The organism is Parabacteroides sp. B2-S-102, from assembly GCF_023656665.1.
Lineage (GTDB): Bacteria > Bacteroidota > Bacteroidia > Bacteroidales > Tannerellaceae > Parabacteroides > Parabacteroides distasonis.
On sequence record NZ_JAMOKM010000002.1, the window covers coordinates 65910 to 91970 of the forward strand.

Here is a 26061-nt window from a genome sequence, read left to right on the forward strand (position 1 = left end):
TTCTTTTTGAAGTATGATGGCAAAAATAAGGAAATTATTGATAATATCACAATTCATCAACAGAAAGTAACCGTTTGTCAAAAAAATAACACAGGAACGTAAATAAAGAAATAGCTTTGCTTTGTATTTCCAGATCAAAGGGTTTAAAATTAAAAGAACTTATACCATGCAAAGTACATTCAAGAACCTGCTTTATGTCTTGAGACATTATAAATTAGCGACGGTCACTAATCTTTTAGGACTTAGCTTCGCTTTCCTGTTATTCATGCTGATAAGCATACATGTCGGTCATGAATATAGCTTCGACGCTTCCCTCTTGAACAGGGAAAGGATCTTTCAGTTAGAAAACAAGCGGGATGACGGGATATGGGAGGCTAATTTCGCACGTCCACAACTCGAGCGTTTCATCGCCGCCTCCCCTTATATAGAAGCGGCCGCTATCACAAACAACCTTGTTTACTCCTCCGTACGTTTTGGGATATCAGCCAGTGAAGGGCCCGACGCACGGAGCTATATGGAGCAGGTGGAACGGATCACCCCGGGATATACCAAGGTCTTTGGCTTCGAACTGGTGGCCGGCGATACGGATTGCCTGAAACGTCCGGAAGGGACGCTGATCCCAGAGAGCATGGCCCGGAAACTCTTCGGCGAGGAAAATCCTATCGGGAAGCCGGTTTATCTGTCGGAGTTCGCCGGGGCCGAAGGCTCGATTATATATGGGCTTAGTTTTGAGCCGGCATATATCGTGGGAGGCGTCTTTCGCGATTTCCCGGAAAACACCCGGGTGAAGAATGCCCTGTATATCCCGATCATGGAGAAAGAGATGATGGAAAACTGGCATACCGGCCTTTACTATTGTTATCTGCTGATGTCGACGCCGGAATCCGCCTCTGTCACTACCGAGACCTATATGGCCGATAGCCGGGCTTTCCTGAAAAGTTTCACGATCGAGGATATGCGCCTCCGGCCCTTGTCTGATCTCTATTTCGGCCAGCCGGTCCGAGCGGACGCCGCTCCCATCGGTAATAAGCTACGGACGAATATGTTATTCTTTATCGCCATCCTGATCATAGGCATCGCCTTGGTCAATTATATCAACCTGTCGATAGCCTTGGCGCCGATACGCACCAAGTCGATCACCATCCAGAAAGTGCTGGGAAGCTCGGACACCACGCTACGGAAGTATCTGGTCTTGGAGTCCTTGGGAATCTCGGTTGTCGCCTTCTTCCTCGCCTTGCTTTTCCTGTTATTTTTGAATAACGTGCAATGGGTCACGAATATGGTGGGGCATCCGTTGAACCTGTATGCCAACTGGAAGATTCCGGCGTACACATTCTTCCTTGTCGCAGGCGGCGGTATACTGGCCGGTTTGTATCCTGCTTTCTATATCACCTCGTTTCCTCCTGTCATGGCGCTGAACAAGTCTTTTACCCTTAGCGACCGGGCCAAGAACACTCGCAAGTTACTTATAGGGTTCCAGTTCGTTATCTCGATCACGCTGATTGTCGGAGCGTTGTTCGTCTCCTTGCAAAACAGATATATAGGGAACGTGGACTTGGGGTTTAACAAAGAAAACGTACTGGAGGTAAGACTAAGCATGGGGGCGGCCTTGAAAAAGGGCGAATTGTTCAAGGCACGTCTCTTGGAAAGCCCCGCTATCCGTGATGTTTCCTTTAGCGAGTTCAAATTTGTCTCGGACGAATCACGTTCTTTCATCGGGTATAATTACAAAGGCCAACATTATTATATGAGCTGGCTGGGAGTATCCGCCAATTTCCCGGAGCTAATGGATGTAAAGATGATCGCCGGAAGGAAGTTCCGGCCGACGGATGAGGCGGCGGATAACACACAGGCCGTTTGCCTCCTTAGCGAGACGGCAGCGAGGGAGATCGTCTCGGGCCTTTCCCCCGAGAAACCGGACGACCTATCGGACTTGGTAGGAACAAGCATCACGGATAATGATATACCGGTACGGATTGTCGGTATCTTTGAGGATGTCCATTATGAATCCCTATATAAAGAGTTACGCCCGATGGGACTTTGGACCTCGGCTAAGAATCATTACCGCCGTTCGGTGCCGGAAAGATACGCTTATGTCAAGATCCCCGGCGGAAATCCCCGGACGGCTATCGAGCATATCCGGAAGGTAACGGATGAATTGATCCCGGGTTATCCGGCCGATATCCATTTCTTTGATACGGCGCTGGAGGAGCTTTACAGTAAAAGTGGGCGGCAGGGAGCGCTGATTACCGCCCTTTGCCTGATGGCCGTCTTCTTATCCCTCGTGGGAGTATTCGGACTGGTTATCTTTGAGCTACAGGGACGGGAAAAGGAGATAGCCGTGCGGAAAGTACATGGGTCCACGGTCCGGCAAATCCTTTGGATGCTGAACTCGTCTTTCCTCCGGATCACGCTCGTCTGTTTTATTATCTCGATCCCGCTTGCTTACTATGGGGTGCATATTTGGTTACGAAGCTTCGCTTATAAAACGCCGATCTACGTATGGGTATTTTTAGTGGCTTTGGTAATCATAATGACACTGACCGTATCTACGGTTACTTTCCAGAGCTATCGGGCGGCGATGGCGAACCCGGCGTCTAAATTGGGACATTAAGGTTCATTACGAAAAAAGGACGGGTAGATTGATCCGTCCTTTTTTACTCATATATTATCTTGTCTCAGGTTTGGTTACCGTTTCCAATAACCTTCCATCTCCTCCAGCGTCTTTCCTTTCGTCTCGGGGACAAATTTCCAGATGAACAACGCCGCCAATATACCCATCACGCCATAGATCCAATAGGCCATACCGTGATTGAACGTATCGGTCAAGTATTGATTCTTATCCAGCATCGGGAAGGTCCATGACACCAAGAAGTTGGCGATCCATTGCGCCGCTACGGCGATACTCATCACCGTGGAGCGAATCGAGTTCGGGAAGATCTCGGCCAGCAGCACCCAGCAGACCGGGCCCCACGACATAGCGAATCCCGCCGTATAAACCAGCATGCAGACCAATGATCCCATACCCACCGAATGGGTATAGAAAGTAGTTCCCAAGATCAACATAGATACCGCCATGACGAGCGCCCCGATAATCATCAACGGACGGCGTCCGAACTTATCCACCGTGAAAATAGCCAATACGGTAAACGACAGGTTCACCGCCCCTACCACGATCTGTTGCAAAAGGGCGGCGTCCGTGGCCGCTCCCATCGTCTTGAAGATCTCCGGGGCATAGTAAAGCACCACGTTGATCCCCACGAATTGCTGGAAACCGGAGAGCAACACGCCCACCAAGATGATCAGCACGCCAAACGACCGGATCGGGAACAGCAAGGCGATACAGAAACTAGCCAACAAGGCGATCTCCAACGCATTCGTATTACCTGCCCACGACAACAACCCGTAGCCGGCCAAGAACAGCGCCAGCCAAGTCCCCATAAACCGGAAGTAAGGCTTCATCGACGGAGCTTTCGCCTTGAAACTCTCCTGTATCTCCTCCAGCTCATACCCAGCGGTCTCCAAATCCGTCAAACGGTTCAAGATAGCCAACGCCTGCTCCGTACGCCCGCGCATCACGAGGTAACGAGGCGTCTCCGGCACGAACATCAAGAACGAGAGGAACAATACCGCCGGAATAATCTCAGAAGCAAACATCCAACGCCAGCCGATCGTATTCAGCCAAGCGGCATCTCCTTGAAGGGCGATCGTATAATTCACGAAATAGACCACCAGCATACCAAAGATAATGGCAAACTGATTCCATGCCACCAGATTCCCCCGGCGATCGGCCGGAGCCACCTCGGCGATATACATCGGCGATACCATGGAGGCCAGCCCCACGCCGATACCTCCCAGAATACGATAAGCCACGAACGCGTACATAAACGTATGATCACCACTTCCGGGCATGCCGATAAACAGCTCCGGCCAAGCCGAGCCGATAGCGGAAAGCAAGAAAAGGATAGCGGCCAGTATCAACGTAGGCTTCCTGCCGTAACGCTGGCTGATCCACCCGGCGAACGAGGCGCCGAGGATACATCCGATCAACGCGCTACTTACCACGAATCCCTCCAAGGCGTTCGCCTGATCCAACGGAAGTCCTTGCGGCTCGATGAAGAACTTACGCAAAGACTCTACCGTACCGGAGATCACCGCCGTGTCATACCCGAACAGCAGACCTCCCAAGGTAGCGACCAAGGTAAGAGCGAAAATATAAGTGTTGTTATTTTTCATGGAATAGATTTATTCATTAAAAACTGAGAATTGAGAGCTGAAAACTAGGGCTTACGCACGATAATTTTCAATTCCCAATTCTCGATTTTCAATTATTTAGATATGCAGATTTACAATCATCTCGTATAATTCCTGCTTACCGCTGATCTGTTTCGGCTCGCCGTCACGCAAAGCGATCGTACGAAGATCTTCCAGCGTAAGCTTGCCATCCTCGAATGCCTTGCCCTCGCCGGCATCGAAACTAGCGTAACGCTCGGCACGCATCTTGCGGTAGTCTGAGTTCTCAAGGATATCGGCGGCGATCATCAAGGCACGGGCGAAAGCGTCCATACCACCGATATGAGCGATGAAGATATCCTCCAAGTCCGTAGAATTACGGCGGGTCTTGGCGTCGAAGTTCGTACCTCCAGTAGTCAAGCCACCTCCCTCAAGGATGACCAGCCAAGCCTGTGCCAGCTCATAGATATCCATCGGGAATTGATCCGTATCCCAACCATTCTGGTAATCGCCACGGTTCGCGTCGATACTGCACAACATGCCGGCGTCGGCGGCGGCTTGCAACTCATGCTCGAATGTATGTCCGGCCAAGGTAGCGTGGTTCACCTCGATATTCAAGGCGAAATCCTTGTCCAATCCATAATGGCGAAGGAAGCCGATCACGGTCTCCGAATCCACGTCATATTGATGTTTCGTCGGTTCCATCGGTTTCGGCTCGATCAGGAACGTACCCTTGAAACCGTTCTTGCGGCCATAATCACGGGCCATCGTCAACATCATGGCTAAATGATCCTTCTCACGTTTCATGTTCGTATTCAATAGGCTCATATACCCCTCACGGCCGCCCCAGAACACGTAGTTCTCGCCCCCTAAGGCGATACAAGCGTCAATAGCGTTCTTGATCTGCGTGCCGGCGCATGCCACGGTCGGGAAATAAGGGTTCGTAGCGGCACCGTTCATATAACGCTTATGTCCGAACACGTTAGCGGTAGACCATAGCAGTTTCTTTCCGGTAGCGGCTTGATGCTCCTTGGCATGTTCCACCATCGTCTGCAAACGTTTCTCGAACTCGCCCAGCGTAGGAGCCTCGTCCACCACGTCCACGTCGTGGAAGCAATAGTAAGGAATATTACATTTGGTCATAAACTCGAAAGCGGCGTCCATCTTGTACTTCGCGCGGGTGATAGCGTCCGTGCCGTCGTTCCAAGGGAATGACTTGGTTCCACCACCAAACTGATCGCCTCCCTCGGCACATAAAGTATGCCAATAAGCCATAGCGAAGCGTAAATGATCCTTTAGCGTCTTACCCATTACTACCTTATCCGCGTCATAATAATGAAATGCCAACGGATTTTTTGACTCACGTCCCTCAAACTGAATCTGTCCGATTCCCGGGAAAAATTCTTTCTCTCCTTTAAAGTAACTCATAATAATATATATTAAAAATGTAAATAATTCAGCCGTTAAATAGATTGTTCCAATCGTTCCTTCCAAATCTCGAACGCCCCGCAATAAGCATTCGCCTTGAAACCGTCCGGCTCGATCACGTTGATCTTCTTCAAGGAAGCGAACGCTTCTTCCGCATTCTTGTAAATACCGGCACCCATACCGGCACCCTTGGCCGCCCCTACCGCACCGTTCGTATCATACAGTTCGATCACCGTACCCGTCACGCCCGCCAAAGCATCCCGGAAGATCGGGCTTAAGAACAAGTTCGCGTTCCCCGCACGGATTACCTGAATATCGATCCCCATCTCATTCATGATATCCATACCGTATTTAAAGGCGAACACGATACCTTCTTGCGCCGCCCTAGCCATATGCGCCTTGGTATGTATGTTGAAGTTCAATCCATGAACCGAGCAATCGATCTGCTTATTCTGCAACATACGCTCCGCCCCGTTTCCGAACGGCAAGATCGAAAGGCCGTCGCAACCGATGGGAACCGTAGCCGCCAAATCATTCAACTCATTATAGTTGATGCCTTCCGGCGCTATATTCCGTTTGATCCAAGAATTAAGGATACCGACCCCGTTGATGCACAACAAGACACCCAAGCGGGTCTGCTCCATCGTATGATTCACGTGGGCGAACGTATTCACACGGGAAAGCGTATCGTAATTCACCTTGCCGTTCACGCCATACACCACTCCGGAAGTCCCACCGGTAGCCGCTATCTCGCCCGGATTCAATACATTCAATGATAAAGCGTTATTCGGCTGATCACCCGCACGATAGGTAACCGGCGTACCTTTCTTCAGTCCCAACTCGGCCGCAACCGAGGCGGTAACCTCGCCCTGCAAACCGAACGTCGGACGGATATCGGCGATCAGATCCTTACTGAATCCATAATAATTCATCAACTCCTCCGATAAGGCATTATTCTTGAAGTCCCAGAAAATCCCCTCCGACAAACCGGAAACCGTAGTCACGATATCCCCCGTCAGACGCATAGCGATGAAATCTCCCGGCAACATGATCTTATGGATACGGTCGTAGATATCCGGCTCGTACTCCTTGATCCAAGCCAGCTTAGAAGCGGTAAAATTACCCGGCGAGTTCAATAGGTGGGAAAGGCATCGCTTCTCGCCTATATTCTTAAACGCACGCTCGCCATAAGGAACGGCACGGCTATCGCACCAGATAATAGATGGACGAAGCACCTCCATCTTCTTGTCCACCACCACCAAGCCATGCATCTGGTACGAGATACCGATCGCCTTGATATCCTCGCCTTTCACCTTCGCCTTGCTCATGGCACCTTTCATAGCGATCTTCACGTACGACCACCAATCCTCCGGATTTTGCTCCGCCCACCCCGGACGCAACGCCTTGATCGGGGCCTCTTCTTTGGGATAAAAATCCGCACCTATTGTTAACCCGGTCTCCTCATCGACGATAGAGACCTTGATGGAAGAACTTCCAATATCACATCCTAACAAACACATAATCGTATGGTTTTATATCTTATTAAACTTCGAACGTTGTTGATTATATTTCACCTTATCAAACCGATAATACCGGGCGGCACGATGGGCGACCCCATCTTGCATATCCTCCGTGGGCACCACGTAATCCAAGGAATTCATCTTCTTATGAAAATTGCGCACGTCCATCTCACGGTTATAGATCACCTCGTACGTGCGCCTAAGCTGGAACGCCGTGAACTTCATCGGCATATAGTCGAAAATGATGGCGGGCTCCTTCTCTACCCAATTACGGATCTCCTGTATGGCAGCCTCGATAATCTCTTTATGATCGAATGGCAAGCGAGGAAGATCGTCGATAGGGCACCAACGGATCGAGTCGGATTTATCGGCCGGACACGTCTTCCTGCTATTTTTGCACAAGGCGAGATAAGCGACCGTGATCAACCGTCCGATCTTCACCTTGGAAGTCGCCTCCAGCCACATCACGTCCAACCGGTTCGAGGTACGGGCGGGGGAACCGAAACAACGGAATTGTTTCAATTGGACACGCTTCAAGCCGGTCGAATCATTCAGTATCCGATAGGCGGCGTCATCTAAATCCTCGTTCTCATAGATCAGGCTGCCGGGTAATTTATAGCCGATCAACTCGCCTTCCTCACTTTTCCGCTCCGCCAACAGCACGGTGAGCTTGTCATCATTGATGCCGAGAAGAACGCAGTCTACGGAAACATAGGGGGAAAGCATCTCTCTATTCTCGTTTTGTGTATCCATGATATCAGTAATTAGATTTGCGCAAATATAAGTATTTTTCTAAACAAAGCAATTACAAAAGGTCTTTTTTGCACATCCTAATTGATTATTTTTCTGATATTTCAGTATCGTACATCATACAATATGCTATACAACACATAATGTAAGTAAAACAATTAGTACGAGAACAAATAATGAAGGCGCTTTCACGTACCTCTAACTTTTATTTCCTACATTTGTTATATTTATAAAACATCGGACATGAATCTAAAAAACATATACTTCTCTTGGCTGATTTATTGGGGTAAAATGAAGGGATTGCTGAACGGGATAGCGGAAGCGATCATCCTACTCGCCTCCTTAGCCTCTTTCTTCGTATTGATCTACCAATTCGGCTTTGTACAGACACCCGATTCCGTCCATATCCTAGAGCGCTCCCACCCATTCATCCTGCTAGCTTTTTTCACGGGCATAACACTCCGGTACGTGGTGAGGTTCCAAGAAATCATACAGGAGAAAATGTTGTATCTCGATATCAGCATCTATTTCCTTTTATTCGCCGTATTATCCAGCAAGATATTTTTCAAGGATGCCATAGCGCACTCTTTGCCTTATTTGTCTTTCCTTACGAAACCTCTCTTCGTATATGTCTTATTATTGCTGCTTAGCACGATTCACTTATCCCGGCAGACGTTCACGCTGATGCAGACACGGATCAAGCCCTCGTTGCTTTTCTTGCTCAGTTTCGTGTTCGTGATATTGGTCGGGGCCGGGTTGCTATCGTTGCCGAACGCCACTACGCACCGGATCCCGTTTATCGACGCTTTGTTTATCTCCACGACCTCGGTATGCGTAACCGGACTAACCACCGTCGACGTAGCCACTAGTTTCACGCATATCGGGCATATTATCATCATGATTTTAATACAGATCGGCGGTATCGGGGTCATGACATTTACCTCTTTCTTCGCTCTCTCCTTCATGGGGAAATCCTCTTTTACGAGCAAGATGATGCTGAAAGATATGTTGAACGAAGATCGGACGGGAGGGTTGTTCCGGGTCATCTTAAACATTCTTTTCGTGACCTTGTTTATCGAGGGGATCGGCGCCTATTTTATTTATATGGACGTACGGGGAAGCCTGCCGGGAGGTACGCAGCAGGAATTATTCTACGCAATGTTTCATGCCGTGTCCGCTTTTTGTAACGCAGGGATCTCTACCTTGAGCGGCAATATGTACGATCCGTTAGTGGCGGATAAGTACAACCTCCATTTCTGGATAGCCATGCTGATTATATTCGGAGGCTTGGGCTTCCCGATCGTCTTCAATTACCTGAAACTCTTGCATCACTTGCTGATGAATGGTATCAAGATATTGATCGGTAAGCAAAAGCATTATATCCATACGCCCCGTATTATTAATGTACATACGTACATTGTTGTTATATCTACCTTGATCCTGTTAATTACCGGAACGGCTTTCTACCTCTTTTTCGAGTATGACAATACCTTGGGCGACCTTCCCCTGCGGGGGAAACTGGCAAATGCGTTCCTAGGCGCCGTCACGCCTAGAACGGCAGGATTCAACGTAGCGGATATGGCTACATTGGCCCCTCCGACCTTAATGCTGACGTTGATTCTTATGGTAATCGGAGCCGCCCCTATGTCCACCGGCGGCGGATTGAAAGTGACCACCGTTTTCGTAGCTTTGGTTACGACCCTGAACGCCGCACGCGAGAAAGATAAAGTGGAAGTGAGAAAACGGGAGATCGCCCCATTCGCCATCCGCCGGGCATTCGCTATCATCATGATGTATTTCATGTGGGTGGCGATCGCTACGTGGGTATTATCCTATACGGAAAAAGGGGCGCCGCTGTTCTCCCTATTGTTCGAGGTTGTTTCCGCCTTGAGTACCGTAGGCTTGAGCATCGATTATACCCCTCACCTCACCCCTATCGGGAAAATCATCATTATCAGCACGATGCTGGTCGGGCGTATCGGGGTATTGGCCTTCCTCGTAAGTTTCTGCAAGGAATACACGAAAAAGGACTATACATATCCACAAGAAAATATATTAATGTAAAAATAAGATAGCATGAAATATTTAGTAATCGGATTAGGGAATTTAGGACGTGCGATAGCGAAAGACTTGACACGTGTCGGCAATGAGGTGATCGGCGTAGACATGGATCTGCATCGTGTCGATATGCTGAAGAACGACATAGCGGGGGCGGTCGCCTTGGACTCTACGGACAAAGAGGCATTGAGCACCCTGCCATTGAGTGAAATGGATGCCATTATCGTAACATTCGGTAAGGATTTCGGGACTTCCGTTCAGACCGTCGCTTTATTGAAAAGTCAGGATGCGGGCAAACTGATCGTGCGGGCGATCTCCTCGATCCATGAGACGGTGATCCGTGCGATCGGGGTAAGCGAGATTATTACCCCGGAAAAGGATTTCTCTACGATGTACACCTCCCAAGCGTCTTTAGGCGGCCTGTTCCGGCATTGGTATAAAGTAACCGACACTGAACATCTCTATAAGATCAAGACACCGGCCACTCTTGTCGGGCAAACCATCAAGAACATCGATTTCGAGGAGAATTTCGGCATCCATCTGGTAGCGATCGAACGTCCTTACGAGAAAAAGAACCTGATCGGGCTCACACAGACAGAATACAAGGTTATCAGCCGTATCACCGAGGAATTGATGATCGAGGCGGATGATCTGCTGATCTTATTCGGGAAGATGGAGCTATTGAATAAAATAGCCAACATCTAAAACAAAACATAGGCAGACGATCACGATATAATCAGCGTCGTCTGCCTACGGCAAATATCAACGAAGCGATCAAGCCCCCGCTATCTCTATCGTATAGGAGGCATCGAAGAGCTCTCCCGGTTCCAAATGCCATACCCAATCCCGGTCTTTATACTCACCCGTATAATCCACCCGGTCGCAACGTCCATACCAAGGTTCGATACAGACAAACGGAGCGTTTCTCGTAGGCGGAGACCATAAACCGACCACCGGAGCCGTAAAGGTGAGCGAAAGGTACGGGCGTTTCTCCACATCCAATAAGTCCACCCGCTTAATCTGGCTGTCCTCCAAGATAAACGTATCGATATCGAACGTATGGATATTCAACGGCAGCAAGCCGTCCGCATCCAAAGGTACCGGACGAACCACATCCCCTACGCACCCTTTCTCCACCAGCGCACGGTATACGAGATCTTTTTTCACATCGAAAGCGAAATACCCTCGATCCGGTTGATCCACCTCATAATTCGGGTACAGGAAAGCCGGATGAGCGCCGATCTGGAAATGCATCGTCTTATCTCCCGTATTCTTCACACGCCAAAGCACCTCCACCTTATTGCCCTCCAAACGATACCCGATCTCCAGAAGGAAAGGGAACGGATAGGCTCTCAGCGTGTCCGGGGTACTTTCCAGCGCAAAACGCAACTCGTTCTCCGCCTCATCGATCAACGTAAAATCCATATCCCGCGCAAAGCCGTGCTGCGACAGCGGATACACGGTTCCCTCGTTCCGATACTCGGCCTTCCATACGCTCCCGACGATCGGGAACAATACCGGGGAATGACGTTTCCAGAAAGCGGGGTCCGCTTGCCAGAGATACTCCTTTCCCGTAGCGTTCGCTACGATACTACTCAACTCCGCTCCATGTTCGGAGACACGGATCGTTAGTTCTTGATTTGATACTGTCTTCATTCCTTATGATAAGTTTAGTAATTGTTCGGCGGGAAGTCCCTTGCTTTTCAAGAAACCGTTCAAAGTACCGAATAATAAGGGCTGTCGCCGGAAATCTTCCAGATAAACCCGTTTCAGGCAGTCTACCGGCATCGATATCGGAACGTATGGGATCAAGTTTCCATGCTCATAACGATAGAGCACCTCATCCGTAGCTTGCAGCGAGGCCAACCGCCATTCCTTATCCCCCACCGAGGAAGGCTGCTTCACCTCCAGACAGGCGTTACACAGCATCGAGAAAAAGCGGGAATCAGGCGTAAAGCCCGTGTGCTCCTCATCAAAAAAGAAGGTATCGTATTCCTTTTCCAATTGTGCCGTAAAATGGTTCAAGATAGGCTCCTTCTCATACTTGCAGGACAACAGGGAATAATTCTCGAACAGGCAAAGCTCGCCCAACGACTGATAGTCCAGCTCAAGGACCAGAGAAGGCTCGGCAGACCGGGCCGGCTCACCGGGTTTCTCATACAAAGGGATCACGTACATGCCTATCTCCGGCCCCACCAGCATCCGGCTGTCCTGTCTGAAAAAGGGCATCGCCTTCTTGCTCTTTTCCACAGGTATCCCTTTGCGTTCCTCATACAAGCCGATAGACTCCCTAAGCAAGGAAAGCCCATACTCGATCTCCTCCTGCGGCACGATATGCATCAACCCCTTCGCCGGAAGCGTGAAAAAGGAATCAGGCCCCGAGGTATTCCGAAAGCTTTCGACAAAAGCGTTCAATGATACTCTACAATATAAAACCATACAATCTGTTTTTTGCCTCGCAAGGTAGAAAAATATTATCAGAACCGATATGCCTTCCGACAAGAAATTATCTTATTACGCAAGATCACTGCAACCCGGGTTGCAGTAAAAAGCAGTTCTACTTTGTAAAAGGAGTTGACTCGCATATCAAAATAATCATTATCTTTGTTCGGAATAACAAGCGAATAAAAAAGACCGTACCGTAAATCAAATATAAACCAATATAGTATACAATTATGAAACGTCGTGATTTTTTAAAGACCAGTGTCATCGCTAGTGCGGCTCTATCCTTAAATTTTGAAGGTCTGCAAGCGGCCCTTTCCACGAACACCGTAGCCGTAGAGAAGGCTCCCGATATGGTAGCAGTTATGGGTGGAGAGCCGGAGGTGATGCTAGATAAAGCCTTGGAAGCCCTTGGCGGTATCGGAAACTTCGTGAAGAAAGGACAAAAGATCGTGATCAAGCCGAATATCGGCTGGGACCGCTCTCCTGAATTGGCAGGTAATACGAACCCCAAATTAGTGAAAGCCTTGGTCAAAAAATGCTTGGAGGCCGGCGCCTCTAAAGTGACCGTATTCGACCACACCTGCGATAACTGGCAGAAATGCTACGAGACAAGCGGGATCGCCGAGGCCGTAAAAGAGGCCGGAGGTATCATCATGCCTGCCAACGATGAGAAATATTTTAAGGAAGTATCCATTCCGGGTGGCGTGAACCTGAAAAGCGCCAAGATCCATGAGGCCCTGATCGAGGCGGACGCATGGATCAACGTCCCCGTATTGAAGAACCATGGTGGGGCGAAGATGACTTGCGCCATGAAGAACTATATGGGAATCGTATGGGATCGCCGTTTCTTCCATCAAAATGATTTGCAACAATGCATCGCCGATATTTGCACTTGGCAAAAGAAACCGGTATTGAACATCGTGGACGCTTATCGTATCATGCACCAAAACGGCCCACAAGGAAAGAGCGCTGCCGATGTGGCTACCTTGAAATCCTTGATCGCTTCCCCGAATATCGTCGCTATCGACACCGCTGCCCTTCGCCTGTTCAACCAAGTGAAGAAGCTGGATATGGCCGCCGTAGGTCATATCGGTAAAGGCGAGGCTTTAAAGCTAGGTACGACGAATCTGGATAATGTCACGATCAAACGTATTAAGATATAATCGAGGATGAAGAAGCCTAATTACTTAAAAGGATTGCGGGTCGTACTCGCGATCCTCATTTTCGTACCCATACTTTTATTCTTCGTTGATTTCGCCGATGTATTGCCGGACAACCTGCACACGTTGTTGCATCTCCAGATCATGCCCGCTATTTTAGGGGGGATGGCGGGGTTGGTAGTCTTCCAATTCGTATTGGCTTTATTGTTCGGCCGGATCTATTGCTCGGTTATTTGCCCGGCGGGCGTATTGCAAGATATTATCAACCGGGTTTTCTGTATCGGGAAGAAGAAAAAGAAAGGAGTACGCAGGTTCAGCTATCATAAGCCCATGAATATCTTACGGTACTCAATTCTCGGGCTTACATTCGTATTGGCTGTTTTCGGGATGATCGAATTATGTACGTTGCTAGATCCGTACAGTAACTTCGGCCGTATAGCGAACAACCTGTTCCGTCCGGTCGTCATGTGGGTCAATAACCTGCTGGCCGACGGATTGGCACGGATGGATAACTATACGCTTTATCACGTCACGATTAGCAACGTGACGGTATTCGGCGTGATATCCGCTTTGGTCGCGTTGCTCGTATTCATCCTCATGGTCGTATTCCGGGGAAGGTTGTTCTGCAATACGCTTTGCCCGGTAGGAACGCTGTTGAGCCTGATCTCCCGGTATTCGTTTTTCCGGATCTCCTTTGACAAAGAAGCTTGTACGCATTGTGGTAATTGCGAGCATACTTGTAAGGCGGAGGCGATCGACAGCAAGAACCTCACCGTAGATACCTCCCGTTGCGTAGATTGCTTCAACTGCGTGTCCTCGTGCGCTAAAGGAGGATTGCAATACCGTTTCAAGCCTTCCTTCAAGAAAGAAGCCGAAACAGCTCGCGCACAAACGGACGTGATCCAACAGGCTACCGCTCCGAACAGCCGCCGTACATTTCTCTCGGCAGGGGCTACCGTCGCGGTCTCCCTCCCGATCGTATCCACCATTGCCCAAGGAATGGAAAAAGGGCATGGCAAAGGGCAGCACGGGCAAGGTAAGCACGGCAATAAATGGCCCCCTATCGTACCGCCGGGAGCGATCAGCTTAGAACGTTTCAAGGATGTATGTACCGGATGCCAGATTTGCGTGACTCAATGCCCGAGTCATGTACTACGTCCCACGGGATTGGAGTATGGCTTTGATTATATGTTGAAACCCCGTATCGCTTACATCGACAGTTATTGCAATTACGAATGCACGGTCTGCTCGGAGGTTTGCCCCACGCACGCTATAAAGCCGCTTACCAAGGAAGAGAAAGCGACTACACAAGTGGGCATCGCCACCTTCTTCATCAACCGTTGTATCGTAAAGACGGAGGGGACGGATTGCGGGGCTTGTTCGGAGCACTGCCCTACCCAAGCCGTGCATATGGTTCCTTACGAGGGCACGCTGACCATCCCGCAAGTAAACCCCGATCTTTGCATCGGTTGTGGCGGCTGCGAATCGATCTGTCCCGTACGCCCGATGAGAGCGATCATCATCAAGGCGAACGAAGTACACAAGTTCGTGGAGAAGCCTAAAGAGGAAGAGGTGAAAAAGGTAGAAATAGATGACTTCGGATTCTAAGAGAAAAATGCTACCTTTGTCACAAATTTTTGATACATGACATTTGAATTACAGTATAACGATACGAAATCGAACGCTAGGGCGGGCTTGATTACCACCGATCACGGGGTAATCGAGACGCCTATTTTTATGCCCGTGGGTACGCAAGGTACGGTAAAGGGTGTACATATGACCGAGCTAAAGGAAGATACCAAGGCACAAATCATTTTGGGGAATACGTACCATCTGTATCTTCGTCCCGGTATCCAGATCTTGGAGCAGGCCGGAGGCTTGCATAAGTTTAATACATGGGATCGCCCGATATTGACCGATAGCGGGGGGTTTCAGGTATTCTCTCTTTCCGACAATCGTAAGCTGCATGAAGAGGGAGCCGAGTTCCGCTCGCATCTCGACGGCTCCAAGCATATGTTCACGCCGGAGAAGGTGATGGATATCGAACGCTCTATCGGTGCGGATATCATCATGGCCTTCGATGAGTGTTGCCCGGGAGATGCCGACTACAATTACGCCAAGCAATCACTGGGCCTGACCGAGCGTTGGCTGGATCGTTGTTTCGCCCGCTTCAACAGCACGGAGCCGAAATACGGCTACCGGCAAAGTCTCTTCCCGATCGTACAGGGATGCGTCTATACGGACTTGCGGCAGAGGGCGGCGGAGAACGTGGCCCGAAAAGGCGCCGATGGAAACGCTATCGGGGGACTGGCCGTTGGCGAGCCTACCGATAAGATGTATGAGATGATCGAGGTCGTAAACGATATCTTACCGAAAGATAAACCTCGTTACTTGATGGGCGTAGGTACCCCGATCAATTTACTGGAAGGGATCGAACGAGGCATCGATATGTTCGACTGTATCATGCCAACCCGCAACGGGCGCAACGGCCAACTTTTCACGCGTTTCGGTACTATCAATATGCGTAACAAGAAATGGGAGAACGATTTCTCGCCGGTCGATCCGGACGGACATTCCTACGTGGATACCTTATATAGCAAGGCTTATCTGCACCACTTGATCAAGGCGAAAGAAATGCTTGGCTTACAGATCGCTTCTATCCATAACCTCGCCTTCTACCTATGGTTGGTGAAAGAAGCGAGGGCACATATCATCGCTGGCGATTTTACTACATGGAAAAGTGGTATGGTCCGTCAATTAGCGAACCGGTTATAAAAAACGAGACAGATGAAATTTAAACTAAAACGGATCGATTGGTATATCATCAAGCAGTTTCTGGGCACGTACGTGTTCGCTATCGCCTTGATTATCTCTATCTCCGTCGTTTTCGATATAAACGAGAAGATCGATAAGTTCTTGAATCCGGATGTCCCCTTAAAAGCGATCATCGTGGATTATTACTTGAACTTTATCCCCTATTTCGCCAATTTGTTCAGTCCGTTGTTCACATTTATCGCCGTGATCTTTTTCACGTCGAAGCTAGCGGATCGTTCGGAGATCATAGCGATGCTTGCCAGCGGTATGAGTTTCCGTAGGTTAATGCTTCCTTATGCGGTCTCGGCTACGATTATCGCTATCGTGACGTTTATCCTGAACGCTTACATCATTCCCCCGGCGAATGAGACTCGTATCGATTTCCAGAACAAATATATCCGTAACAAGAAGGTGGATTACGTGAAGAACGCCCAATTGGAGATCGAGCCGGGTGTTATCGCTTATTTCGATAGCTATGACGCTCGCTCGAACATGGGATACCGTTTCTCTCTGGAGCATTTCGAGGATAAAAAATTGATCTCCCGTCTGACCGCCAAGTCGATCAAATACGACTCGCTTTATCAATGGACCGTTATCGATTATATGATCCGTGATTTCGATGGCATGCGGGAACATATTTCCCAAGGCTCCCGTAAGGATACGACCTTGACCATCGTGCCCTCGGACTTCCTGATTTCCGTGAATGATTGCGAGACGATGACAACGCCCGAGCTAAATACGTATATCAACCGGCAGAAAAAAAGAGGTATCGGGAATATACAGACCTTCCAGATCGAGTATCATAAGCGCTTCGCCACGATCATGGCGGCGTTTATCTTGACTTCTATCGGAGCGTCGTTGTCTTCCCGGAAAATAAAGGGAGGTATGGGTATGAATATTGGTATCGGATTGGCGTTGAGTTTTTCTTACATCCTGTTTATGACGGTTACTTCCACCTTCGCTATTAATGGTTATGTGAGTCCTGCCGTAGCAGCTTGGATACCGAATATAGTTTATACATTTATAGCGATATTCTTATATCAGAAAGCACCAAGGTAATTGATTAACTCCTATATTGGTATAACCCTGCCAAATTTCATCCAGTTGTAGAGACGGTGTGTACTCCGTCTCTACAACCTAGGATTTTCAATTATTTCGTGAAATTAAGTCCAAACTCTAACGTTTTTGCGTTCGGAAGTAGTTGCAATACCATATCTACCATTTGCTGATAATTCTCCGGAACCATCGGTTTCAAGATAGGAGCTATCATGGTCAAAACCGGTACGATTAAATCCTTATCCGCATAAAAAGTAGCCTCACTTCCATCCACCTTCATGTTAAGAGGTAGACCATAATAACCTCCTAAATCAACCAAAAGCTTCATGATCTCGTCAATAGAGATACCAGCGGCCTCCAATTTGTCACCAGCAGCCTGTTGTAATAAAGTAGTCAAGACTGTCACATAATTTTTATCCACAGCCACCATAAATTTCCCGTCTACCACACAATATTGGATACTTGCCATTTTTGTGATCTCACCGATTCCTTTATCCTCAGAAGCCCCTATAGGTCTCCAAGAAACATCGAAGATTCCATCTTCCGGTAAGTTAACATTTACAGCGCTTACTTTGCCCCAAATCAAGTTACTGATAGCAGGCTTTATCATACGCACGAGATCATCGATCGTAGAATTTCCGGTAACGATATTCGCATAGATAGCTTCCACGCCCACTTTCAAACTCCAATTACCTACGATAGAAGAAGTTAATTTACGAGTATAAACAACAGAAGCTACGCCCCCTTTCACCGTACCATTTACTGATACCACGCAATCGCCAACCGTACTCTCGCCGGTAAACGTATAAGTGCCATCCGCTTCCTTCAACGCGGCATCGATAGCGACCGACTTATTTTCGGGGATGATATTGTTCAAGGTTACGGATGCCTTCTCCGCAGAGGAAGCGGCAATCACGACCGATTTACCGTCAACAGGGACTGTCACTTCACCCATTACCAGATTAACGCTCTTACCCTCGTACGTTTTCGACAGATCTTGCCAGTTACCGGAAGAACTTGAATCGTCATCATCACCACATGCCGTAAAAAAACCCATCGTGCAAATCACGGCAAATACATACAACAAACTCTTTCTCATGACTCTTGTTTTAAATTTAACATAAATAGCTATTAATATTATCACAAATATATCCATTCCAACTTCCACTAACAACAATAATTTAATATCAGATGTTCGATTCCTGTGTTTAGATCAAAAATTCATTACTTTTGTCGTATCAAATACTTAAAAACAATCTATCATGAAGAAAGTGTTTATCTCAATGGCCTGCGTATTAATCGCTCTATCCGGTTGCACGAATGGAGGAAGCAATAAAGAATCCATGGAAGTCGTACTGAATATCAAACGGAAAGTAAAACCCGAATGTGTCTCCGCCTTAAAGGAATCATTCTTGAAATGCAAGGAAAGCACGTTGCTAGAACCGGGATGTATCGACTATGGCATGTACCAGTCCCTCACCGATAGCACCGAATTCTTTATCGCCGAGACTTGGAAAAACGACGGGGAATTACAAAAGCACGGCGAAACCGCCCATCTTAAACAACATCTGAATGAGATCAAAGATATGGGAGATCCTTCCTATAAAGGTAGTTTCCGGAAGATTTATGTCTGCCCGAGTGTAAACGATTAATCGTTAAGAATTGAAGATTGAAAATAAACGCTTCGTGAAGCTTGATTTTTAATCTTCAATTCCCTATATTTAATTACAAAAGATCTGACGCCAATTCAGATAACTCGCTTCGCTCGCCTTTTATCAAGTTGATATGGGCGAACAAGTCCTGTCCTTTCATCTTGTCGATCATATAGGCCAAGCCATTACTTTGGGCGTCTAGATACGGGGAGTCAATCTGTTGGATATCTCCCGTGAAGACCATCTTCGTTCCCTCTCCCGCACGGGTGATAATCGTCTTGATCTCATGCGGCGTGAGGTTCTGGGCCTCATCGATGATACAATAAGTCTCGGACAAGCTACGCCCCCGGATAAAGGCCAACGCCTCGATCACCAACTGGTTGTTCTTCTGCATATCGTCGATCTTACGGACATCGGGATTACCCGGGGCAAACTGAGTCTTGATCACGTTCAGGTTATCGAATAGAGGTTGCATATAAGGAGCGACCTTTTGCTTCTCGTCACCCGGAAGGAAACCGAGATCCTTATTCGCCAAAGCGACGATCGGACGGGCCAAAAGTATCTGTTTATACGTGCCGGCTTGTTTCAAGGCAGAGGCCAACGCCAACAACGTCTTTCCGGTACCGGCCTTTCCGGTCAACCCCACCAGCTTGATATTCGGATCGTTCAACACCTCGAAAGCGAAACTCTGCTCGGCATTACGGGGCTGGATACCAAAGTTCGTGCCTTTATCCACCTTCTTGATCTTATCCGTAAACGGATTGTAGCGAGCCAATACACTATTACGTACGCTTTTCAAGATAAAGCATTCGTTCGGGTCGAGCTTAGACTTGATATCCAACGAATCTGCGTCCACGCCTTCCGGAGAGCTGTAGATCTTGTCGATCAAATCGGGGTCTATATTCTCATAGGTCTCTTGCGCACGCTCGAAAATATCTACATTCACGACCTTATCCGTGATATAATCCTCAACGGGAATACCCAAAGAACGAGCCTTCATACGAAGGTTCACATCCTTGCTGACCAAGGTTGTCTTGATCTTCGGATTCTTCTCGGCGATCGTCAACGCACAAGACAAGATACGGTGATCTGGAGTTTTATCCGGAAAAGAATGCGCTATTTTCTCCTGGTACTTATCACCGGTCACGATATAGAGTGTACCTTTTCCCGGTCCTAGTGAGGCGCCTTTCAAGAACAGGTCATTACTGGTCAATAAGTCTAGCTCCCGAACAAACTCACGGGCATTATAATTGATCTGCTCACTCCCCTTCTTGAACTTGTCCAACTCTTCTAATACCACGATGGGTAGATAGATATCATTTTCCTGAAAGTTCTCGATGCACTTATAGTCATGTAATATGACATTCGTGTCCAACACAAAATTCTTCTTTGCTCCCATGGCCTTTCGATTTAATGATTATTGCTTCTAATATAAGAACAATTCTGACACGTTGATAGTTCAGGCCTGCTAAAATTAGTTACACACACCAATAATTTCGTCATATTGACCAATTCAAAGAAAATATGTATCTTTACGAGGATTAAAAAACACAGGAGGATAACATCATGTTCACAAATTTCAATTTCCAGCAAATACTTAGCGCCTTTATCGTATTATTCGCTGTTATCGATATAATCGGAGCTATTCCCATCATCATAGACCTAAAGGATAAAGGCAAGGATGTCAATGCGTTGAAGGCAACCCTAATCTCTTTTCTATTGTTATTAGGGTTCTTCTACGCCGGGGATATATTGCTCAGGCTTTTCCATGTGGACATCGAGTCGTTTGCCGTGGCCGGCGCTTTTGTGATCTTCCTCCTATCTTTAGAGATGATTCTCGACATAGAGATTTTCAAGAATCAAGGGCCAATCAAGGAGGCTACGTTGGTGCCGCTGGTATTCCCGTTGCTAGCCGGAGCGGGATCGTTCACCACTTTATTATCGCTCCGTGCGGAATATGCCAGCGTGAATATTATCGTGGCGTTAATATTGAATATGCTATGGGTATATTTCGTGGTTCGTATGACACGGAAGGTGGAAAGGGTTTTAGGAAAAGGCGGTATTTACTTGATCCGTAAATTCTTCGGTATCATTTTATTGGCGATATCCGTAAAATTATTCATGAGCAATATCACCCTGCTAATGGAACAGATAGAAGCGAGTACGAAAGCAATATAGGATTTCCTTTAAAAGAGCATCCAGTTTCATCCTATTGAAACAAAGAGTTCATTAGGATGAAACTACAAGGCATCTATTATTTTCCGAAACGAGATGTGTCTATCGAATCATGTTCCTTCTCCTTGTAACCACCAAACTTCCAGACAAAAGATAATTTCAGACATCTCTCATCATTCAATTTCCTCATCCGGCTCCATTGATTGCCTTGGTTTATCTTGATGGTACGTGGAATGCTGCTGGCGAAAATATCGTCTCCTTTAAGTGTCAAGCTGGCACGGTCATTCAAGAAAGTCCATTTTAATCCAGCGGATATCTCATACATGGAACCCAAGTCGTATATACCTTGGATAGCACCGGGAGTCACGTATTGGCCGTCTATCGTCATTTTTAAATTCGGTTTATCACATAGGTTAAATGTGTTACTCATATGCGCTAATCCTAGATAAGCCTCACGGTTATATGAGATGCCGTGGAAGTTATCATTCTTTTCTTGCATCCTCCAACCTCGCAGTGTGATGCGGCTATTCCAAAAACGACCCACATTAAAAGGAATGATCACCGCCAATCCCGTTTCCAGACTATAATCCATATTCTCGAAACGAAAAACGGTCTTCAGTTCCGTATCGCTTTGATAAGGAAGTTGGGCGAAATAATCCGGCGTGTATTCACAGAACGCTACCAGCATATACTTTTGGCGGAAGATATAGACCATCTGCCCCTCATACGTGCGATAAGGTTTCAACAAGGGATTTCCCGCCACCTCCGAGTAAGAGTTTAGAGGCGTTACTTGCGGGGAGACTTGCCAATAACCGGGGTAGGTCTTATCGCTACTTATATCGAACTGTAAAATATGGCGGGGAGAAAACGTATAGCTCAGGGATACGGTAGGAAACAACGCCCCCTCATTCCATAGGTTCATATTTTCCCGGCTAGAGGTGTAGTCAGACTTAAAATACTCCCCTTTCAGCCCAACCGTAGCAGAGAAACGCTCTCCGAAGCTTTTCGATACCTCTGCGAAAATATCAGCGATGTATTCCTTTTGTGTATTATCCTCCAACGCTTCCTCGTCCATCTCATAGCCAGCACCTTGCTCATATAAATACTCCGAATAGTTTTTCGACGAGGCGTAACCTCCATGCACGCCGTAATTCAATCCCCACCCGGAAGCGAAACTATGTGTCTTATTTAGGAATACGGACCAGCGGGATACATCCTGTCTCGTATTATTTATCATATCAGTCCGGGAACCATTCGTATTCGTATCATGGTAATCAAGTACCGAGGGCGAATGATAACGAGTAAAATCCGCTCCTGCCGATATCCCGGCATGTCCGTCATACTGTAAACGTATATTATGGATAGCGGAGTGCCCGTCGTCACGGACCAAGCTCGTACTCTCACTTTTATTTTCCGGCTTCGACAGATCCAGATATGAGGTAAAGGCATCACGGTCCGATAAGACTTTATCTCCCTTCAGATAATATGCCAAAGAGAGTTTATCCTCATTCGCGAACGTATAATCCATTCCCAGACGAACCGTTCCTCTATTTACATGGACAAGGGCCCGATTATGTTGGCTTATTTCCGTCATACCACTATTTAATGTATGGCGGGCCAACATATCCTCCCCCATCACATCCCGTCTCTTATTACCATTCAACAGGAAATCTAAGCTAAAGCTCTTATTCGTATAAAGTAAATTCACATGCGCATCTCCCCCCGCATGGCGATATTGGGTGTAATCCACACCCGTTTCACCTTGCCAAGAAGGAGTCTCGGACTCATTCTTACTTAATACGACATTGAGTAACGCCCCCTTGACATTATATTTAGCTGGAGCGTTATACATCACCTCAGCCTTTTCGACCCTTGAGGCTGGCATAGTTTTCAGTAACTGGATTAATTGATCTGCCGACATTGTCGTCAACTGCCCATTCAAGATTATATTCAAACGACTGGCCCCTACCAGTTCCAGATTATCATTCCGCTCGATAAGCCCCGGTAAGTCCTTGATGATCTCAAAAGCGTTCGTGGCAGTCTTATCCTTCATCAGTTGAGGGATATCATAGGTCAGCTTGCCTCCCTCCAGTTTCACTTGCGGGCGTTCTCCCTTTACGGTAATCTCGGCTAACTGATAATCTTTCTCCTCCAGCACCACCGTACCTACGTTGGCGGTAGTTATCTTTTTCCCTATCGTATTATATAAGATGTGCTGGAAAATAAGTCGATACGACTGGTCTAGCGGATGATTCAATCGAAAATCCCCAAGCGTATCGGTAACCACGGCATCCACATATACAGAGTCAAGGGTCTGTAAAATCACCGCCACTCCATCTATCGGTTGTTCCTTGCCATCCATCACTTTTCCGGAAATACCTTGTGCCATAATCTCACCGAGACTCATCAGCAAGCATAAAATCATGTAGTAAATAGTACGTTTCATATCGGTTTGTTTTTATCATTTTTCGTTCATACAAAAGAAACGTATTCTTAAAAGAAACTATGTTACCACTCACTTACGAAGTCTTACCTTGTCTTATCAGGAATGTTATTTAGTCTTATCGCCAATTATCAAACCCAACAAAGAGGAACAAGATAATCTGGAAAACACCTTCAGAAAAGTAGTATGAATGGTATCCTTTGTGCTAAATCTCACCTAAGGGAATTGCAGGAAAAAGGTTTCGAGGCCGCCGTACTCTTTGATGCGAAAACGTAAACTGAACATTAAGAGGTTCTAACTGTTGATATATCAATCAAATATTTGAAGATAACCTATTAAAAGTTGAAAATCATGTGTACAAGAGTAGTTTATTCGGGAACAAACGGGATGGTAGCGACTGGTCGCACGATGGACTGGAAGACCGATATGCATAGTAACCTATGGGTGTTTCCTAGGGGGATGGAGAGAAACGGGGAGACAGGAAAGGATTCTTTAAAGTGGAAATCCAAATACGGCAGCATCATCACCTCCGCTTTCGAGATAGCCAGTACGGACGGAATGAACGAGAAAGGTTTGGTAGCTAATTTGCTCTGGTTACCCGAAGCCCAATATCCGGCCAGAGATAAGAATAAGCCGGGCCTTGCCATAACGATATGGGTACAATATATGTTGGATAATTTCGCTACGGTGGAAGAAGCGGTCTCTTTTATCAACGAAGATACGTTTCAAGTAGTATCGGATAAGATGCCGGACGGTTCCCGCTTGGCGACCTTACATTTATCGATTTCCGACGCAACCGGTGATTGCGCTATCTTCGAATACATAGGAGGTAAACTGACCGTTTATCACAGTAAGGAATACAAGGTGATGACTAACTCCCCTACTTATAATAAACAGTTGGCTCTTTGTGAATATTGGAAATCGATCGGAGGGCTGAGTTTCCTTCCGGGTACCAACCGTGCATCCGACCGTTTTGCCAGAGCTAGTTTTTATATAGATGCCGTACTTAAGACGGACGATGAGAAGATAGCTATCGCCTGTGTATTCAGCGTGATCCGTAACGCCTCTGTCCCTTATGGCATATCGACTCCCGAGAGTCCGGAGATATCCACCACGCAATGGAGAACGGTATCCGAAAGCAAGAACCTGATTTATTTCTTTGAGTCGAGCCTGACCCCGAACACTTTCTGGGTACGACTGAGAGACATGGACTTATCGGAGGGTGCGCCGGTACTTAAACTATCCATCGCCAACGGTGAGACCTATCATGGCAACACTTCAAAAGACTTTAAGCCGGCACAACCATTCAAGTTTATGGGTGTAAAGGATCTTATTTAGTCTTGGCTAACTATTTTTTGGGATAATATGTTCCATATTTCCTTTTACAACATTTGAGTTTCAATTAATATTTATATTTGACGTCAAAAATCTTACAATATGGATAAACAGTTCCTCTGCCTTGATTCACCTACAGACTTTATGGTTGGTAAATACATATCCGCCGATGAACTCAAGGAGTTTATAAATATTCCTTGTAAGATAAAAGCCGGGGTCTTTATCCTTTGCATGGAAGGGCAAATACGCTCAACTATCAATATGTCAGAATTGACCACCTCGAAACTCAATGTTGTAACGCTATTGCCCAATAGTCGCATACAAATACATGAGATATCCCCCGACATCTTGATCTATTTCATAGCGTTCTCTTTCGATTTTATGTGTTACGCAAATTTTATCAAGAGCACGATGGGTTATCTACTTATGATTTACAGGTATCCGATTATAAAAATATCCCAAAACAGGGCCAACCTGATCACGAACTTCTACGAGCTTCTCTATCAATATGCCGTATATCCCGATATCTTGAACAATAAAGAGATGATAAAGGCCATTTTCATGATGTGTAGTCAAGGTATCGCAGAAATATACAGTAAAAATTACCCATTAGAGAAACAGGAACTTACACGTCCGTTACAAATCTATCAAGAGTTCCTAAATATGGTATTAAGATACTATACAAAAGAGCATAACGTATCGTTTTATGCCGAGAAGTTGGGCCTCACGTTCTCCTATTTCTCGACATCCATCAAAAAAGCGATCGGCGAGACTCCCCAAGAGATCCTCACGCAAACAATAATCATAGACGCTAAGACACAGTTAAAAGGGACTAACCAAGAAATCAAAAACATAGCGATGGACCTCGGCTTTAATAATCTATCGTTCTTTAATAAGTTCTTCCGTCGAAATGTAGGCATGACTCCACAAGAATACAGGGGTAAATCGTATACCTATTCTTGTTACCAGAAAACATCCGACTAGCCGAAAGC

Annotated in this window: 20 protein-coding genes and 1 pseudogene; 12 read left to right on the forward strand and 9 right to left on the reverse strand. The window is 47.0% G+C overall.

Features of this window, described 5'->3' with window-relative positions:
* Positions 1–166: 166 nt before the first annotated feature.
* Positions 167–2614, forward strand: a complete 2448-nt coding sequence (locus NBH07_RS03160; protein WP_156682373.1) for an ABC transporter permease — start codon at positions 167–169, stop codon at positions 2612–2614.
* Between the two features lie 74 nt (positions 2615–2688).
* Here NBH07_RS03160 and xylE read toward each other — a convergent pair whose 3' ends face one another.
* The 4 genes from xylE to NBH07_RS03180 form a co-directional block, all read right to left on the reverse strand.
* Positions 2689–4236, reverse strand: coding sequence for a D-xylose transporter XylE (gene xylE / locus NBH07_RS03165; protein ID WP_009017279.1), 1548 nt, complete (start codon positions 4234–4236; stop codon positions 2689–2691).
* Positions 4237–4332: 96 nt separating this feature from the next.
* Complete coding sequence (xylA, locus tag NBH07_RS03170) at positions 4333–5661, reverse strand: xylose isomerase (RefSeq protein WP_039848599.1); 1329 nt, start codon at positions 5659–5661, stop codon at positions 4333–4335.
* Between the two features lie 35 nt (positions 5662–5696).
* Positions 5697–7181, reverse strand: a complete 1485-nt coding sequence (locus NBH07_RS03175) for a xylulokinase (protein ID WP_005857456.1) — start codon at positions 7179–7181, stop codon at positions 5697–5699.
* Positions 7182–7193: 12 nt separating this feature from the next.
* Positions 7194–7934, reverse strand: a complete 741-nt coding sequence (locus NBH07_RS03180) for an NUDIX hydrolase (protein ID WP_005862814.1) — start codon at positions 7932–7934, stop codon at positions 7194–7196.
* Between the two features lie 240 nt (positions 7935–8174).
* Here NBH07_RS03180 and NBH07_RS03185 point away from each other — a divergent pair, with 240 nt between their 5' ends.
* The gene (locus tag NBH07_RS03185; protein ID WP_250833458.1) at positions 8175–9995 is read left to right on the forward strand and encodes a TrkH family potassium uptake protein; all 1821 of its coding nucleotides are present in this window, start codon (positions 8175–8177) and stop codon (positions 9993–9995) included.
* 12 nt (positions 9996–10007) lie between these two features.
* Positions 10008–10694 carry a potassium channel family protein gene (locus NBH07_RS03190; RefSeq protein WP_005857463.1) on the forward strand — a complete coding sequence of 229 codons (687 nt, stop codon included), beginning with the start codon at positions 10008–10010 and terminating at the stop codon, positions 10692–10694.
* Positions 10695–10763: 69 nt separating this feature from the next.
* On the opposite strand, the gene NBH07_RS03195 is transcribed toward NBH07_RS03190, so the two are convergent.
* Positions 10764–11645 carry an aldose 1-epimerase family protein gene (locus NBH07_RS03195; protein WP_005857465.1) on the reverse strand — a complete coding sequence of 294 codons (882 nt, stop codon included), beginning with the start codon at positions 11643–11645 and terminating at the stop codon, positions 10764–10766.
* Between the two features lie 3 nt (positions 11646–11648).
* Complete coding sequence (locus NBH07_RS03200; RefSeq protein ID WP_005857467.1) at positions 11649–12428, reverse strand: hypothetical protein; 780 nt, start codon at positions 12426–12428, stop codon at positions 11649–11651.
* A 236-nt stretch (positions 12429–12664) separates the two neighbouring features.
* Here NBH07_RS03200 and NBH07_RS03205 point away from each other — a divergent pair, with 236 nt between their 5' ends.
* Genes NBH07_RS03205 through NBH07_RS03220 form a run of 4 tightly spaced genes read left to right on the forward strand, consistent with a single transcriptional unit; the run spans position 12665 to position 17467 of the window.
* Positions 12665–13597, forward strand: coding sequence for a DUF362 domain-containing protein (locus NBH07_RS03205; protein WP_005857469.1), 933 nt, complete (start codon positions 12665–12667; stop codon positions 13595–13597).
* Positions 13598–13603: 6 nt separating this feature from the next.
* On the forward strand, positions 13604–15202 hold the full coding sequence (locus NBH07_RS03210; protein ID WP_005857471.1) for a 4Fe-4S dicluster domain-containing protein: 1599 nt from the start codon (positions 13604–13606) through the stop codon (positions 15200–15202).
* Between the two features lie 36 nt (positions 15203–15238).
* Complete coding sequence (gene tgt, locus NBH07_RS03215; protein ID WP_005857473.1) at positions 15239–16369, forward strand: tRNA guanosine(34) transglycosylase Tgt; 1131 nt, start codon at positions 15239–15241, stop codon at positions 16367–16369.
* Positions 16370–16381: 12 nt separating this feature from the next.
* Positions 16382–17467, forward strand: a complete 1086-nt coding sequence (locus NBH07_RS03220) for an LptF/LptG family permease (protein ID WP_005857475.1) — start codon at positions 16382–16384, stop codon at positions 17465–17467.
* Between the two features lie 91 nt (positions 17468–17558).
* On the opposite strand, the gene NBH07_RS03225 is transcribed toward NBH07_RS03220, so the two are convergent.
* Positions 17559–18563 (reverse strand): DUF4925 domain-containing protein, encoded by a 1005-nt coding sequence (locus NBH07_RS03225; protein ID WP_005857477.1) that lies wholly within the window; start codon positions 18561–18563, stop codon positions 17559–17561.
* 163 nt (positions 18564–18726) lie between these two features.
* Here NBH07_RS03225 and NBH07_RS03230 point away from each other — a divergent pair, with 163 nt between their 5' ends.
* A complete protein-coding gene (locus NBH07_RS03230; RefSeq protein WP_005857478.1) occupies positions 18727–19116 on the forward strand; it encodes a putative quinol monooxygenase in 390 nt (129 codons plus the stop codon).
* Positions 19117–19189: 73 nt separating this feature from the next.
* On the opposite strand, the gene NBH07_RS03235 is transcribed toward NBH07_RS03230, so the two are convergent.
* The gene (locus NBH07_RS03235; protein ID WP_005857480.1) at positions 19190–20515 is read right to left on the reverse strand and encodes a PhoH family protein; all 1326 of its coding nucleotides are present in this window, start codon (positions 20513–20515) and stop codon (positions 19190–19192) included.
* A 167-nt stretch (positions 20516–20682) separates the two neighbouring features.
* Here NBH07_RS03235 and NBH07_RS03240 point away from each other — a divergent pair, with 167 nt between their 5' ends.
* Complete coding sequence (locus tag NBH07_RS03240; RefSeq protein ID WP_005857556.1) at positions 20683–21294, forward strand: MarC family protein; 612 nt, start codon at positions 20683–20685, stop codon at positions 21292–21294.
* Between the two features lie 76 nt (positions 21295–21370).
* Here NBH07_RS03240 and NBH07_RS03245 read toward each other — a convergent pair whose 3' ends face one another.
* Positions 21371–23737, reverse strand: a complete 2367-nt coding sequence (locus tag NBH07_RS03245; protein ID WP_009017276.1) for an outer membrane beta-barrel family protein — start codon at positions 23735–23737, stop codon at positions 21371–21373.
* 183 nt (positions 23738–23920) lie between these two features.
* On the opposite strand from NBH07_RS03245, the pseudogene NBH07_RS22555 reads away from it, so the two are divergent.
* The 3 genes and pseudogenes from NBH07_RS22555 to NBH07_RS03255 all read left to right on the forward strand — a co-directional run.
* Positions 23921–24001: pseudogene (locus tag NBH07_RS22555) on the forward strand (cysteine hydrolase); the annotation flags it as partial.
* A gap of 84 nt (positions 24002–24085) precedes the next feature.
* Positions 24086–25072 (forward strand): linear amide C-N hydrolase, encoded by a 987-nt coding sequence (locus NBH07_RS03250; RefSeq protein WP_005857563.1) that lies wholly within the window; start codon positions 24086–24088, stop codon positions 25070–25072.
* A gap of 99 nt (positions 25073–25171) precedes the next feature.
* On the forward strand, positions 25172–26053 hold the full coding sequence (locus tag NBH07_RS03255) for a helix-turn-helix domain-containing protein (RefSeq protein WP_005857566.1): 882 nt from the start codon (positions 25172–25174) through the stop codon (positions 26051–26053).
* The last annotated feature ends 8 nt before the right edge of the window (positions 26054–26061 follow it).